Consider the following 14,628-nt stretch of genomic DNA (forward strand, 5'->3'; position numbering starts at 1 on the left):
CGGATCGGCAAACGCCCGGACGGACGCCGCAGAGCGTCGGATTGAAGGGGATGGGGATGGGCCTGCGACTCGCGATTGCCACCACAGCATTGCTGCTGACGCCGCTGGCCGGACCGGCACTGGCGCAAAGCAGCGGCAAAGAGATCGCCGATGCGGCGGTGATCGGTGCGAGCGTGCAGGCGGTCGGCGCGGATTCCTTCGCGACGACGAAGGTGCAGTTCACCGATGGCGTGGCCGGCTATCCCGACATCACCTATCAGACATTGCCGGGCTATCGTCCGCTGAAACTCGATCTGTTCCTGCCGCCGGCCAGCTTCGCCTCGGCCGGCCCGCGCCCGCTGATCGTCTATGTGCATGGCGGCGGATGGATGGCGGGCGGGCCGCGTCGCAGCGCCGCCTATGTCGACTGGCCCAAGGTGCTCGCGAGCCTTGCTGCCAGGGGTTATGTCGTCGCCAGCGTGTCGTATCGCTTCTCGCGCGAGGCACCGTTTCCGGCCGCGATCCAGGACGTGAAGGCCGGCATCCGCTGGCTGCGCGCCCGTGCCGCGACCTATAATATCGATCCGAAGCGGGCGGCGATCTGGGGTCAGTCGGCCGGCGGGCATCTCGCGGCGCTGGCCGGGGTGAGCTGCAACGTCGCCGCGCTGGAACCCGGCGCGCGGATCGTGCCGAAGACCGCGAATGTCGAGACCGTGGCATCGACCGCGGCGGGCAGCGACCAGGCGTCGGACTGCGTGCAGGCGGTGGTCGGCTGGTTCGGCATCTACGATTTCGCCATGATGCCGAAACGCACCAGCCCGCCCCCCGGCATGCCGCCGGGCCCGAGCGCGGACAATCTGTTCCTCGGCTGCCCCGCCGGAGATTGCACGCCCGAACAGCGCGCCTTCGCCTCGCCGGTGACCTATGTCGATCGCAGCGACCCGCCGTTCCTGCTGATGCACGGCAGCGACGACCAGACGGTGCCCGAGGCGCAGACCGAGACGTTCGACGCGGCCTTGCGCGCCAAGGGTGTGTCGGTGCGCAAGATCGTCATTCCCGGCGTTGACCATAGCTGGATCGGCAAGACGCCCGAGGCGACGCGCGATGCGAGCAAGCTGGCGCTGCGCACCGCCGTGGATTTCATCGACGCACAGATCGGCGACCGGAAGCGCTGAAAGAGATCACGACGCGACGCCGGAGCGAACCGGCGGGCGAACATCAGAGGGAGGATAATCCATGACGAGCATGACAACGCGCCGGATCCTGGCGCAATCCGCATCGCGCCGCGCGCTGGCGGTCGGCGTCGCCGCGCTGGCGATCGGCCTGGCCGCCACGCCGGCCGCCGCGCAGGATATCGGCACGCAGGGACCGAAGACGACCACCGACCAAGTGACGACGCCCGGCGAAGCGACCACCGCCGCCGCGCAGACCGACGCCGCCCGTGCCGCTGTTGCACAACCGGCCGCTGCCGACACCAGCAGCGAATCCGACATCGTCGTCACCGGATCGCTGATCCAGCGCCCGAACAACACCTCGGTCAGCCCGATCATCAGCGTGGGCGATGCCGCGATCAAGGAAGCCGGCGTCGCTACGCTGCAGGATGCGCTGAACCAGTTCCCGAGCTTCACGACGGGCGGCAATGCCGGCACCGGCGGGCAGGGCACCGGCGGTCGCGCCTCGATCAACCTTCATGGCCTCGGCACCAACCGCAACCTCGTGCTGCTCGACGGGCGGCGGCTGCCGGCGTCGGACATCAACGGTAACGTCGACATCAACATCCTGCCCGAGGCGATCATCGACGGGATCGACGTGATCACCGGCGGCGCGTCGGCGGTCTACGGATCGGACGCGATGTCCGGCGTGGTCAACTTCAAGACCGTGCGCAAGCTGGACGGCTTCAAGATCGACCTGCTGAACACGATCAGCGAGCGCGGCGACGGCTATCGCTTCAACGGATCGCTCGCGTTCGGATCGACCTTCGCGGAGGATCGCGGCCATGTGACGGCCGCGTTCAGCTATGCCAAGCAGAACCCGATCAACGGCAGCGCGCGCAGCTTCTTCTACGACAAGACGCCGTCGTCCTTTATCGGCACCGGCACCTTCGTCCCCAGCGCGACCAACGCCCCCAACGCCGCCGTCGTGCAGGGCGTGTTCGCGCGCTACGGCGTGACCAGCACGATCAATCCGCTGCTCAATCTGGGCTTCAACGACGATCGTTCGCTGTTCGTGCAGACCGGCGCGGTCAATTATCGAGGACCGACGAACGGACAGGGCTATCTGCTCGTCAACAACAATGTGCGCATGCCGGTGGGGCAGCAGATCGACTTCTATAACGGCCTGAACCGCAAGACGGCGTTCCTTAAAGCGGATTACGAGCTGGCACCGGGCATCACCGCGTATGGCCAGTTCATGTATGTCGATCTGAGCGTTCATACGGCGAGCGGCGGCAGCCTGACGCAGTTCGGTGCGCTGACCAGCATCCCCGTCACCAACCCGTTCATCCCGACCGACCTGCGCACGATCCTGGCGTCGCGGCCCAACGCCGCCGCCAACTTCACCTGGAACGGCCGCTATGTCGGCGTGCCGTACAAGAATTTCGAGGAGCAGTATAACGTCCAGCAATATCTGGCCGGTGTGCGTGGCGAGATCGCGAGCGGCTGGACGTTCGACGCCTACGGATCGTACGACGAATCCGTCCACAACCAGACGATCCATTCGGCCATCGTGAAAAGCCGGGTGCAGAATTTGTTGAGCGCGACCGACGGCGGCAATGCGCTGTGCGCGGGCGGCTTCAACCCGTTCGGCGATGCCAATGCGCGCAGCCTGTCGCAAGCGTGCGTCAACTACATCACCAAGGATGCCTTCTCGCGCGAAAAGGTGTCGCAGACGCAGGTGCAGGCGCAGATCAACGGCAAGCTGTTCGATCTGGGGGCCGGCCCGGCCCAGATCGCCTTCGTCGCCGATTATCGCCGCAACAGCTACAGCTACGTCCCCGACAGCGATCTGGCGGCGCAGAATCTCGAATCGATCATCGCCTCGCAGGGTGCGCGCGGCGCGATCTCGCTGAAGGAAGCGGCGGCGCAGCTCGATATCCCGTTGATCTCGGGCAAGCCGTTCTTCGAGGAACTCGGCATCGGCGGCGCGGTGCGCGTATCGGACTATTCGACCACCGGCACCGTGACCAGCTTCGAGGGCGATGCGCGCTGGCGGCCGGTCGAACCGCTCCTGTTCCGTGGTAGCTATCAGCGCGCGGTGCGTGCGCCGAACATCGGCGAACTGTTCGCCCCGGCATCGGGCACGCAGTTGGTGATCGGCACGCCGCCGGCCTCGCTCGGCGATCCGTGCGATATCCGCTCGACCGCCCGCACCGGGGCGAATGGCGCGCAGGTCAGCACCTTGTGCGTGGCGCAGGGCGTGCCCGCCGCCGCGATCGGCAGCTATACCTTCCCGACCACGGCGACCGGCCAGACGATCACCGGCAATACCGGGCTGACCCCGGAAAAGGCCAACACCTACAATTTCGGGCTGGTGCTCAATTCGCCGATCAAGTCCGGCTTCTTCCGCGATTTCTCGCTGTCGGTCGATTATTACAACATCAACATCAAGAACGTGATCTCGTCCGTGCCGGGCCTGACCGTGCTGTCGAAATGCTTCAACCTCGACGGTTCCAACCCGACCTACGCCAACAGCAATCCGTATTGCCAATTGATCCAGCGCGATGCGACGGGCCAGATCGTCACGGTGTCGACGCCGTATCTCAACCTCGGCGGACTGAAGACCGACGGCGTCGAGATTCAGGCGCATCTCGGCCTGCCGGTGGCGGTCGGCGGTTCGACGGGCAAGGTCTATGCCGATACGTCGATCGGCTGGACGCGCAGCTACAAGGTGCAATTGCTGCCGAATACGGCATTCCTGGATTATACCGGGGTCAGCAACGGTGGTGCCGGAACCGGGGCCGTGCCGCCGCGCGCGACGCCACGGTGGAAGGCGCTGACGACGATCGGCTATCGTTCGGATGGGTTCGGGCTCGGCCTGCGCTGGCGCTATCAGGGTCCGTTGTCCGATGTCAGCTCGGTGCTGACGCCCGCCACCGCGCAGGCCGGCGTGCCTGCTTATTCGCTGTTCGATCTCTTCCTGTCGACCAAGGTGAACAAGCGCTTCGAGATCCGTGGCGGCGTCAACAATTTGCTCGACAAGGGCCTGCCGATCGTCGCGAGTTCGCAGAACGGCACCGATGTCGCCCTATACGATCCGATCGGCCGCTCCTTCTACGTGGGCGTCAAGTTCGGCTTCTGAGCTAAACGGCGCGGCCCCGGTTTTCGACCGGAGGCCGCGCCATCGTTTTCCTACAACAGGTTCGCCTTGGCCCGCATGCCGAGATAGCGCGCGCTGGGCTTGAGCGTGCGGCGGAAGGTCTTGCGATCGACCGCGACCAGGCCGAATTTCTTGGCGTATCCCGAGGTCCATTCGAAATTGTCGAGCAGCGACCAATAGAGATAGCCCTTCACCGCGATCCCTTCGTCGATGCATTTGCGCACCTCGGCTAGCGTATCGGCGATGAACCTTACGCGGATCGCATCATCCTCGGCGGCGATGCCGGTTTCGGTGAGGTAGATCGGGCGATCTATATGCTTGGCGGCGTAACGGATCGTGGCACCGATCGCGTGCGGATAATTCTCATAGCCCATGTCGGTGAGCGGAACGCCGGGTTCGGATTTCATCAAACCCCGGGCGTCGATGCGTAGCCGCGAATAGGTCTGCACGCCGACGAAATCGGATGCGTTCGCCGCCTCGATCCAGCCGCCGTACATCGTCCGCTCGGCCTGTGCGGCGAGATTGTCCGGGCCGACGCCCTGGATTTCCTGCATCGATAGCGTCACGCCGACGGGCAAGTCGGCTCGCACGGCCTTGATCGCGGCGTAGCCCTTGGCATGCGCGTCGAGCATCACCGTGCTGATCCTGTCGGGATCGCCGAACAGCATCGACGAGAAAGCGGGCGAGGCGGTGCGCCGCGCCGCCGCCGCGATCATCGCCCGAGCATTCGCCGCCGCCGCATCGCTGGCGAAGCGCGGCAGGACCTTGCGCAAGAGGACGATATTGGCCTCGTTGAAGGTCGAGGCCATGCCGATCAGATGCCCGAGATGCTCCGTCGCTCGCCCGCAGAAACGGGCGAACAGATCGGCCCCGTCCGCCACCTCGAACCCGCCGTGCATCGCGAACCACAGGGGCACGGTGAAGTGGTTGTAGGTTACGATCGGCAACAGCTTGCGCGCGTGGCACGCCTCCAGCACGCGGACGTAATGGTCGAGCGCGGCTTGCGAGAACATGCCCTCCGCCGGCTCGATCCGCGCCCATTCGATCCCGAACCGATAGCAATTGAGCCCCAGCCGCCCGGCGATGTCGAGATCTTCCGCGTAACGATGATAGCTGTCGCAGGCGTCGCCGGACGGATCCTCGAACGCGGTGGGCGTGCCCGTTTCCAGCAGCCAGCTGTCCGAATTGGTGTTGCCGCCCTCGCTCTGGTGCGCGGAGATCGCCGTGCCCCACAGGAAATCCTTCGGCGCGGGTCGCCCGGCTGCAGCGGCGGCCAACGGGATCGCTCCCACGGCGAGCAGGCCGGTCGCGCCGGCGACGATGTGCCGCCGGCTGGGCTGGTCGTTCGATGCCATCACGAACCTTCCTTCGATCGCCAGCGTCAGGGCCGGGGCATCGCCGCCCATTTCCTGACCGAGTCCGCCATCGTCGCTGCCTTGGCCTGTTCCTGGATCGGTTGCAGGCGCGCCGCCTTGGTGTCGGCTCCGACGGACAGATACGCGGTCGGCTGCGTCGTCACGGCGGGCCAGCGTGGCGCACCGCTGCCGTTGGGATCGCCGGTGCGGGCGAAGCGCACCCAATAATCGCCCATCATCTGCGATACCTTGGCATCCTCGGCGTCCCAGCGATGCGCCGCCGCCTTGGTGCCGAAGACATATTCCAGTTCGCCGCCATGATCGGTTCCGGCCGATCCGGCGCGCTGATCCACCGGCACCTGATCGAAATAATAGACGAACGCCTTGGCTCCGGCGGCCGCATGCTTGTCCGCCAGCGCGAAGGACGGCAGCACGAACCCGGCATCCTCGGCGAGATCGATCGCGGCGGCGGCCGGTGCCTTGCCGGTGTACGAGACATAGCCGGCGAGCAGATCCGGAAAGGCCGGGCCGAGCAGGATCCTGGCATTGGCCTCGGTCATGCCGCCGAGACTCGATTCGTTGGAATTCCCGCCGATGATGAGCGGGATGCGCATCTCCTTGCCCTGATAGAACGGCTCGCCCGGGCTGCGCACGACGACCTTGCCGTCGATGAAGGGGAAGGCTCGGCCGTTCTTCACCACATCCGCCAAGGGAATGGCGCGCAGTTGTTCGGGCGTGGCATCCTTGAGGCCGAGGCCGCCCGCCCATAGCTCGCCCAGTTTCTCGGCGCTGATCGCACCGCCGCGGATCGGGAACAGCGCGCTGCCGCCCGCGCCGGATTCCGAAATCGCCTTGTGGAACAGACCGGCCGATAGCGGCGAGCCCATCAGGATCTGCACCGATCCCGCGCCGGCGGATTCGCCGAACAAGGTGACGTTCGCGGGATCGCCGGCGAAGTTCGCGATGTTGCGCTTGACCCATTTGAGCGCCGCGATCTGGTCCATGATCGCGTAATTTCCGAGTTGTCCCGTCGGGTCCTCGCGGGTCAGCGCGGGATGGGCGAAGAAGCCCAGCCGGCCGAGGCGATAATTCACGGTCACGATCACCACGCCGCGCGCCGCCAGGGCCGCGCCGTCGTACAGCGGCACGCCGGCCGCGCCATAGGTGAAGCCGCCGCCGTGGAGGAACACCATCACCGGATATCTGCCCGCGCGCTTCGGCCGCCAGACGTTGAGGAACAGGCAATCCTCGCTCATCGGGCCGACCTGCGCCCAAGCCTCCTTATGCTCCGGCCCCTGCGGGCAGGCCGCGCCGAAGCTGCGCGCCTCGCGGATGCCGGTCCAAGGCAAAGCAGGCCGCGGTGCCTTCCAGCGGAGTGGCCCCTGCGGCGGCGCGGCGAACGGGATGCCACGGAAGACGGCAAGCGGGCCTTCGGTGGTGCCCGATACGGTGCCCGTATCGATCTTCGCTTGCGGCGATTGCGTTTGGGCGTTTGCAGGGGTGGCGATCACAGCGGCGGGCAGCGCGGCAGACAGCGCGATCGTGGACAGCAGGCGCAACAGCATCGGGTTCCTCTCCATCGGCGCGGTTCGTCGAGCGATACTCGCGATCCGTCGATGGCGATTAGGATCTTAATTCATGAATTAGTCAATGTGTTTTGCGAAATAGGGGTCGATCATCGCACGCACATCGACGCGGGCCTTCAGCCGGGTCGCAAGCAGAGCGGTGCCGCTGATCTTGCGCTGGATGAACAGGATCTCGGCCGGCGGGATGTGCCAGGCCGACTGGTCGGCGGCGACGTCCATGCCCTCATCGCGCAACACGCCGACGAACGCCCGGTCGCCGAAGTCGAACGCGCCGGGCTTGCGCAGTTCCGCGATGACGATGTCGATCATCCGGTCGATCCGCGCACGATGATTTGCGATCGCGCCCGGGCCGACAAAACCGGCCGCGACCGCCGCCTCGCGCGCGTCGTCGCGGCGTCCATCGATCATCGCGCGGAGCAGCGCCAGATATCCGGCCGCGATTGCCTTTTCGACAGGCCGCGACGCCCCGAAATCGAGCAACACCAGCCGGCCGGTTTCGGGCTGGTAGCGATAATTGGCGAAATTGGGGTCGGTCTGCATCACGCCGAATTCGAACAGTTCGCGCAGCAGCAGCGCGATCAGCGAGGCCATCGCCGTATCGCGCGTTTCCTGTGGCGCATCAACCAGGCTCTCGATCGGCCGGCCTTCGACGAAACTCATCGCGAGGACGCGGTCGGTGGTGAATTCCGTGTCGAGCTTCGGCACGACATAATCCGGCGAATCGGCGAGCAGCGTGCCGAACAGCGTCATCTGCCCGCCCTCCCGGATGTAATCGGCCTCTTCGTGCAACTGGGCCTTGGCCGCGAGCAACAAAGGCGCGACATCGAGTTCGCGCGGCAACAGGCCGGACACGCGCAAGAGAGTCGCGACATTGTCGACATCGGCGTCGATGCTCTCGCGCACACCGGGATATTGCACCTTGATCGCGAGATCGCGACCGTCGCGCGTCTGCGCGCGGTGGACCTGCCCGATCGAGGCGGCGGCGATCGGCGTGGCGTCGAAGCGCGCGAAGCGCGTTCGCCAATCCTTGCCCCAATGCGTCGCAAGGATCTGCTGGAGTTGTTGCGGCGGCATGCGGTGCGCGTTCTGTCGCAGCCGCGCCATGATCTCCGCCAGTTCGGGCGGCAGCATGTCGCCTGCGTCCATCGAAATCATCTGGCCGAGCTTCATCGCCGCGCCGCGCAGATGCGACAGGCGATCGGCGATGCGCCCGACATTCCCCGGCGTCAGCAGCATGTCGCGCATGCGGGGGCGTTCGCCGTCGGCCAGCCGGCGCGCGCCCTCGGCCAGCATACCACCGGCGACGCCACCCGCCAGCCACCCGAAATGGCCGAAGCGCGACAGGCGCCCACTCGGCACCGCGCGGCCCTTGGTGTCCGGATCTTCGTCGCTCATGAAATCACCAGCCCCGGCTTCCCGGGACGCCCTTGAACGGGCCGGCCAACGCCCCGGTAATCCAGCCGCCATAGAAATCGCCGGGCTGCGGCACCACCGTCTCGCCATCGACGCTGCAGCGATCGAACGGGCCGGCATAGAAAGCGACGTGATCCCGCAGGATCGCGAAGGCCGGACTGGGATTGGCATAGCTCCAGCCGACGCGCGGCAGCACCACATCGCCGATCACGACATCCCAATAGCTCGCGGCACCCTTCCATTCGCAGAACGAACTGCCCGCCGCCCGGCGCAGCACCCCCGGCGCGATGTCGGAGGGCGGAATGTAATAGCTTGGCGGATGGCTGGTCTCGAGCGTGCGGATGCAGGCGCGGGAGGAGGCGACGACGATGCCATGATGCTCGATCTTGATGCGCGAGGCGCTCGGCTCGGCAATGGCTGGTCGCGGGAAGGACCAGACGCTTTCCTGGCCCGGACCCGCGGGATCGGGGCGCGGCCTCATGTCGCGGACCTTTGGCCGGCGAGGCGTTGCAGTCGGGGGCGAATGCGGAGAAATCGGAGATAGGCGCGTTCGAGCAACGCCAGCACCCATGGTCGTCGTGCCGCGAGCCCGAGCGGACGCAGCAGCGGGATCGCCCGCCACATCGCCGCAAAGGCTGCGGCCCCCGACAGCATCACGCCGTTCTCGCGGGCATGGAACCGCGCGAGCAGGTCGGCGCGGTCGATCGGGCACAGGCTATCGCCATCCGCCGCATCGACGAACCGGATGGCACCGGCCCGGTCGAGCCGTCGCATCAGGGCGATCTCACGGCGGCACAACGGGCATGCGCCGTCGTGCCAGACGGTCAGTTGGTTCATGCCTTGGATGTAGGGAGTTCGTGGTCGATCCGCACCGCAGGCGATGGAAATATTCGAAGGGCTTCCCATTTAGGACGGGATAGGAGATCCGCCCATGACCAAGTACAGCAAGACCGCCGAAGCGATCACCGCGCTTTCGCCCGAACAGTTCCATGTGACGCAGCAGAGTGGCACCGAGCGGCCGGGCACCGGCAAGTATCTCGATAACAAGCAGCCCGGCATCTATGTCGATATCGTCTCGGGCGAGCCGCTGTTTGCATCGGCCGACAAGTTCGATTCGCATTGCGGCTGGCCGAGCTTCACCAAGCCGATCGAGCCGGCTTATGTCGAAGAGATCCGCGACGTTTCGCACGGCATGGTGCGTACCGAGGTGCGCTCGCAGCACGGCGACAGCCATTTGGGCCATGTGTTCGACGATGGCCCGCGCGATCGCGGCGGGCTGCGCTATTGCATCAACTCGGCCTCGCTGCGCTTCGTGCATCGCGACGACATGGCGGCCGAGGGATATGGCGACTATCTGCCGCAGGTCGAGGACGTCGCCTGACCGTCTAGCGCGCTAGCTCCAGCCGCCCCCTAGCGAGCGGAACAGATCGACTTGCGCCCCGGCAATGCGCGCATCGGCGGCGGCGAGATCGGCATCGGCGTCGGCGAAGGTGCGTTCGGCATCTAGCACGTCCAGAAAGTCGATCTGTCCTTCACGCTGGCGGGCGCGGGTGATGCGTGCGGCTTTTTCGGCACCGTTTCGTGCCGACTGAAGCGCGGTGCGGCGATCGAGTTCGCGGGCATAGGTCGACATCGCGGTTTCGGTTTCCTGCAATGCCTGCAGCACCGTGCCGTCGAAGGTCGCGAGCGCGCCGCGGCTGTCGGCCTCGGCTCCGGCAATGCGGGCGCGGGCGGCGCTGGTATTGGGGAACGACCAGTTGATCAGCGATCCGACCAGCCAACGTAGCGGCCCTGCGCCGAAGATGTCGCCGAAACCGGTGCCGGTCGATCCGACCGATCCGCCCAGCGAAATACGCGGATAGAGGTCTGCCGTGGCAACTCCGATCCGCGCAGTGGAGGCGGCCAGCCGGCGTTCGGCCGCCCGCACGTCCGGACGGCGCGCGAGTAAGGCGGCACCGTCGCCGACCGGGATCGGCTGGGTGAGGCGCGGCGTGGTGGTGCGTTCGCTGGCGATGGCGGGCAGATCCTGCGGCGTGCGGCCGGTGAGCGTTGCAAGGCGGAACAGGGCCGCCTGCCGATCGGCCTGAAGCGCAGGCACCAAGGCCGCGCGCTGATCGCGCAGCGTGGTGATGCGGATCGTATCGAGCGGCGCGGCGCGGCCGGCCGCCACGCGCTTGCCGGTCAGCGTCGCGCTCCGGTCGAGCAGGGCGACGACGCGCTCCGCCACCGCCAGCCGCTCGGCCGAAGCGGCGGCATCGACATAGGCGCGCGTGGTGGCGGCGACGATCGCGACGCGCACCGCATCGGCGTCGGCCTCCGCCGCGCCGACATCACCGCGCGACGCCTCGATATTGCGGCTCACCCGGCCGAACAGATCGGCCTCGTACGCGACGCTCAGCCCGACATCGACGTTGCTATTTTCGACGGCAAGGCCGGGCAGGCGCTGCACCGCCGACGAGCGGCCGTAATTGTAACCGGCACCGATACTGGTCTGCGGCAAACGGTCCGTCCGGGCGCCACGCAAGGATGCGCGGGCGGCATCCAGCCGGGCGACCGCGACGCGGATGTCGGTATTGGCCTTCAGCGCATCGGCGACGAGGCCGTCGAGCACCGCATCGTCGTACAGCCGCCACCAATGATCGTCGGCGGCGGTCGCCGCGACGCTCGGGCTGGCCGTGCCGATGAACGACGCGGTCGCCTTGGGAGCCGGGATCGGCGCGACATAGTTGGGGCCGACGGCGCAGGCGGCGAGCGTCAGCGCGGAGAGGGAGGAGAGCAAAGCGCGTTTCATGGGATCTGGCCTTTATTCGGCAGGCTGGAGGACGGGCATCGCGCCACCGGACGGGCGGCGGGCGAACCGGGCCGCCAGCGCGCGGCACACGACGTAGAAGGTGGGGGTGAAGAGCAGGCCGAAGCCGGTGACGCCGATCATCCCGAAGAACACCGCCGTGCCCAGCGCCTGGCGCAGTTCCGACCCCGCGCCGGTCGCGATCACCAGCGGCACGGTGCCAAGGATGAAGGCGAAGCTGGTCATCAGGATCGGGCGCAACCGGTCCTGCGCCGCACGCACCGCGGCCTCTATCGGGGACAGGCCGTCCTGTTCCTCGGCCTGCCGTGCGAACTCGACCACGAGGATCGCGTTCTTGGCGGCAAGCGCGATCAGCACGACGAGGCCGATCTGCGTCAGCACGTTATTGTCCATGCCGCGCAAATTCACGCCGGTCATCGCCGCGAGCAGGCACATCGGCACGATCAGGATGATCGCCAGCGGCAAAGTGACGCTCTCATATTGCGCCGCCAGCACCAGGAAGACGAACACCACCGCCATTCCGAACACGAGCGCCGCCGTACTGCCGGCCAGCTTCTGCTGGAAGGCGATGCCGGTCCATTCGTGCGTGTATCCGCTGGGCAATGCGGTGTCGGCGAGCTTTTCCATCGCGACCAAAGACTGGCCGGAGGAGAAGCCCGGCGCGGTATCGCCATCCACCTCTACCGCGGGGGCGAGGTTGTAGCGGACCACGCGGTAAGGCCCGGTCTTGTCCTGGAACGTCGCGACCGACCCCACCGGGACCATCTGCCCGGAATTGGAGCGCGTCTTCAGGTTCGCGATGTCGGCGGTGGTGTTGCGGAACGGTGCGTCGGCCTGTGCGGTGACGCGGTAGGTGCGCCCCAACAGGTTGAAGTCGTTGACGAAGGCCGAACCGAGATAGACCTGCAACGCCTCGAACACGCGTTCCGGGGGCACGCCGAGCATGTTGGCCTTGGCGCGATCGACATCGGCGAAGATGCGCGGCGTCGATGTTTCGAAGAAGCTGTAGATCTGCGCCAGCCCCTTGGTCTGGTTGGCCTTGCCGATCAGGTCGGTCGAGACCTTGTTGAGCTCGCCGTAACCGCGCCCCTCCTGATCCTGCACCATCAGGCGATAGCCGCCGGCCGAACCGATGCCCTGGATCAACGGTGGTGGCACGATCAGCAAGCGGGCCTCGTCGATATCGGCGGTGGCCTTCTGCGCCTCGCCCATGATGGAGGCGAGCGTGACGCCGAGCTTCTCGCGCTCTTCGAACGATTTGAGCGGGATATAGGCTGCGGCGGCATTGGGGGCGAGCGTCTGCGACGGGCCGTCGAACCCGGCAAGCATCACCGCGCCCTTTACTCCGGCCAGCGGCAGGATGCGTTTGGCGACCTTCTGCATCACCGCATCGGTGCGCTCGACCGAGGAGCCGGGCGGGAGCTGGATGACGGTGAGGAAGTAGCCCTGATCCTGTGCCGGCACGAAGCCGGTCGGCGTCCAGGCGAACACGGCGACGGTCAGCGCGATCAGGCCGCAATAGACCATCATCATACTTTTGGGGGCCATCACGAGCCGGCGGGTGAGGCCGGCATAAGCGAGGCTCATGCGTTCGAACGCGCGGTTGAAGGCATCACCGGCACGCCGGATCACGCGCTGCACCCGGTTGTCGCTCGCCGGATCGGCATGCGGGCGCAGCAGCAGGGCAGCGAGCGCGGGGGAGAGCGTTAGCGAGAGGATGAGCGAGATGATCGTGGCGGTCGAGATCGTCACCGCGAACTGGCGGTAGAACGCGCCCGACAGGCCGGTGAGGAACAACGTGGGGATGAACACCGCGCACAGCACCAGCACGATCGCGACCAACGCGCCCGACACCTCGTCCATCGACGTGCGCGCGGCCTCCAGCGGCGACAGGCCGCCTTCGAGGTTGCGTTCGACATTCTCGACCACGACGATCGCGTCGTCGACGACGATGCCGATCGCCAGCACCAGCCCGAACAAGGACAGGTTGTTGAGCGAATAGCCGACCGCCGCAAGCACTGCGAACGTGCCGATCAGCGAGACGGGAATGGCGACGATCGGGATGATCGCGGCACGCCATTTCTGCAGGAAGACGAGGATGACGAGCACGACGAGGATCATCGCCTCGATCAGGGTATGCTTCACCGCGTCGATCGATTGCGAGATGAACTCCGTCGGGTTGTAGATCACGCGGTAGCCGAGGCCCTTGGGGAAGCGCTTCGACATCGCCTCCATCTCGGAGCTGACCTTCTGCGCGGCGGCGAGGGCGTTCGAGCCGGGGCGCTGGAACACCGCGAGGATTACGGTGGGCTTGCCGCTGAGATAGGTGTTCGCGCCGTAATCCTGCGCGCCGAGTTCGACGCGGGCGACATCCGACACGCGCACCTGGCGACCATCCTTGTCGGTGCGGATCACGACATCGGCGAACTGCTTGGGATCGGTGAGGCGGCCCTGCGTCTCGACGTTCAGCTGGAAGGCGTTGCCTTGGGCGTATGGCGGCTGGCCGAGCGTACCGGCGGCGACCTGCACGTTCTGGGCGCGCAGCGCGGCGACGATCTCGCCCGCCGTCAGATCGAGCGCGGCGGCGCGGCCGGGATCGATCCAGACGCGCATCGAATAATCGCGCGCGCCGAACAATTGCACGTCGCCGACGCCATCGATGCGCGACAGGCGATCGCGCACCTGCGTCAGCGCGTAATTGGAGATGTAGCCGCGATCGAGCGAATCGTCGGGCGAGACCATGTTGACGACCATCAGGAAGTCGGGCGAGGTCTTGCGCGTGACGACGCCCAGGCGCTGCACGTCCTCCGGCAGGCGCGGCACGGCGACCGCGACGCGGTTCTGCACCAGCACCTGCGCGGCATCCAGATCAGTGCCGATCTTGAACGTCACGGTAATCGTCAGCTTGCCGTCGCCGGTCGATTGCGACGACTGGTACAGCATGTTGTCGACGCCGTTGATCTCCTGCTCGATCGGGGCGGCGACCGTTTCGGCCACCGTCTCCGCGCTCGCGCCGGGATAGGCCGCGCTGACCGTGACGGTCGGCGGGACGATGTCGGGATATTGCGACACCGGCAGGCTCATATAGGCGATCGCGCCGACCAGAGTGATGACGACCGCGATCACCGCGGCGAAGATCGGCCGCGTGATGAAGAAGCGCGAAAAGCGCATG

The 14,628-nt window shown here is 66.6% G+C and carries 10 protein-coding genes; 3 read left to right on the plus strand and 7 right to left on the minus strand.

What is annotated here, in order from left to right; translation table 11 throughout:
- Nucleotides 1–56: 56 nt before the first annotated feature.
- Nucleotides 57–1,154 carry an alpha/beta fold hydrolase gene (locus U1738_RS16400; protein ID WP_332790123.1) on the plus strand — a complete coding sequence of 366 codons (1,098 nt, stop codon included), beginning with the start codon at nt 57–59 and terminating at the stop codon, nt 1,152–1,154.
- A gap of 61 nt (nt 1,155–1,215) precedes the next feature.
- On the plus strand, nt 1,216–4,275 hold the full coding sequence (locus U1738_RS16405; RefSeq protein ID WP_332790124.1) for a TonB-dependent receptor domain-containing protein: 3,060 nt from the start codon (nt 1,216–1,218) through the stop codon (nt 4,273–4,275).
- Nucleotides 4,276–4,325: 50 nt separating this feature from the next.
- On the opposite strand, the gene U1738_RS16410 is transcribed toward U1738_RS16405, so the two are convergent.
- From U1738_RS16410 to U1738_RS16430, 5 genes are all read right to left on the minus strand, one after another.
- On the minus strand, nt 4,326–5,699 hold the full coding sequence (locus U1738_RS16410) for a glycoside hydrolase family 1 protein (RefSeq protein ID WP_332790125.1): 1,374 nt from the start codon (nt 5,697–5,699) through the stop codon (nt 4,326–4,328).
- Nucleotides 5,675–7,213: a carboxylesterase/lipase family protein gene (locus U1738_RS16415; protein WP_332790126.1), complete on the minus strand. Its 1,539-nt coding sequence runs from the start codon at nt 7,211–7,213 to the stop codon at nt 5,675–5,677. Before U1738_RS16415 ends, U1738_RS16410 begins: the two co-directional genes overlap by 25 nt.
- 78 nt (nt 7,214–7,291) lie before the next feature.
- Complete coding sequence (locus tag U1738_RS16420; protein WP_332790127.1) at nt 7,292–8,629, minus strand: ABC1 kinase family protein; 1,338 nt, start codon at nt 8,627–8,629, stop codon at nt 7,292–7,294.
- 4 nt (nt 8,630–8,633) lie between these two features.
- Nucleotides 8,634–9,128 carry a DUF427 domain-containing protein gene (locus U1738_RS16425; protein WP_332790128.1) on the minus strand — a complete coding sequence of 165 codons (495 nt, stop codon included), beginning with the start codon at nt 9,126–9,128 and terminating at the stop codon, nt 8,634–8,636.
- Entirely contained in the window at nt 9,125–9,484 is a 360-nt protein-coding gene (locus U1738_RS16430) for a thiol-disulfide oxidoreductase DCC family protein (protein ID WP_332790129.1), read from the minus strand. Before U1738_RS16430 ends, U1738_RS16425 begins: the two co-directional genes overlap by 4 nt.
- Nucleotides 9,485–9,578: 94 nt before the next feature.
- Here U1738_RS16430 and msrB point away from each other — a divergent pair, with 94 nt between their 5' ends.
- Nucleotides 9,579–10,028 carry a peptide-methionine (R)-S-oxide reductase MsrB gene (gene msrB, locus U1738_RS16435; protein ID WP_332790130.1) on the plus strand — a complete coding sequence of 150 codons (450 nt, stop codon included), beginning with the start codon at nt 9,579–9,581 and terminating at the stop codon, nt 10,026–10,028.
- A 12-nt stretch (nt 10,029–10,040) separates the two neighbouring features.
- Here msrB and U1738_RS16440 read toward each other — a convergent pair whose 3' ends face one another.
- Both U1738_RS16440 and U1738_RS16445 read right to left on the minus strand, forming a co-directional pair.
- Nucleotides 10,041–11,438 carry an efflux transporter outer membrane subunit gene (locus tag U1738_RS16440; protein ID WP_332790131.1) on the minus strand — a complete coding sequence of 466 codons (1,398 nt, stop codon included), beginning with the start codon at nt 11,436–11,438 and terminating at the stop codon, nt 10,041–10,043.
- Between the two features lie 12 nt (nt 11,439–11,450).
- Nucleotides 11,451–14,627, minus strand: a complete 3,177-nt coding sequence (locus U1738_RS16445) for an efflux RND transporter permease subunit (protein ID WP_332790132.1) — start codon at nt 14,625–14,627, stop codon at nt 11,451–11,453.
- Nucleotide 14,628 lies beyond the last annotated feature (1 nt).

It is taken from the genome of Parasphingomonas caseinilytica, from assembly GCF_036663755.1.
Lineage (GTDB): Bacteria > Pseudomonadota > Alphaproteobacteria > Sphingomonadales > Sphingomonadaceae > Sphingomonas.

Excerpts from the sequence above, each read along its gene's own strand:
- msrB (WP_332790130.1), top strand. The coding sequence starts at position 9,579 with ATGACCAAGTACAGCAAGACCGCCGAAGCGATCACCGCGCTTTCGCCC.
- U1738_RS16425 (WP_332790128.1), bottom strand. The coding sequence starts at position 9,128 with ATGAGGCCGCGCCCCGATCCCGCGGGTCCGGGCCAGGAAAGCGTCTGG.
- U1738_RS16415 (WP_332790126.1), bottom strand. The coding sequence starts at position 7,213 with ATGCTGTTGCGCCTGCTGTCCACGATCGCGCTGTCTGCCGCGCTGCCC.
- U1738_RS16430 (WP_332790129.1), bottom strand. The coding sequence starts at position 9,484 with ATGAACCAACTGACCGTCTGGCACGACGGCGCATGCCCGTTGTGCCGC.
- U1738_RS16405 (WP_332790124.1), top strand. The coding sequence starts at position 1,216 with ATGACGAGCATGACAACGCGCCGGATCCTGGCGCAATCCGCATCGCGC.
- U1738_RS16440 (WP_332790131.1), bottom strand. The coding sequence starts at position 11,438 with ATGAAACGCGCTTTGCTCTCCTCCCTCTCCGCGCTGACGCTCGCCGCC.
- U1738_RS16410 (WP_332790125.1), bottom strand. The coding sequence starts at position 5,699 with ATGGGCGGCGATGCCCCGGCCCTGACGCTGGCGATCGAAGGAAGGTTC.
- U1738_RS16420 (WP_332790127.1), bottom strand. The coding sequence starts at position 8,629 with ATGAGCGACGAAGATCCGGACACCAAGGGCCGCGCGGTGCCGAGTGGG.
- U1738_RS16400 (WP_332790123.1), top strand. The coding sequence starts at position 57 with ATGGGCCTGCGACTCGCGATTGCCACCACAGCATTGCTGCTGACGCCG.
- U1738_RS16445 (WP_332790132.1), bottom strand. The coding sequence starts at position 14,627 with ATGCGCTTTTCGCGCTTCTTCATCACGCGGCCGATCTTCGCCGCGGTG.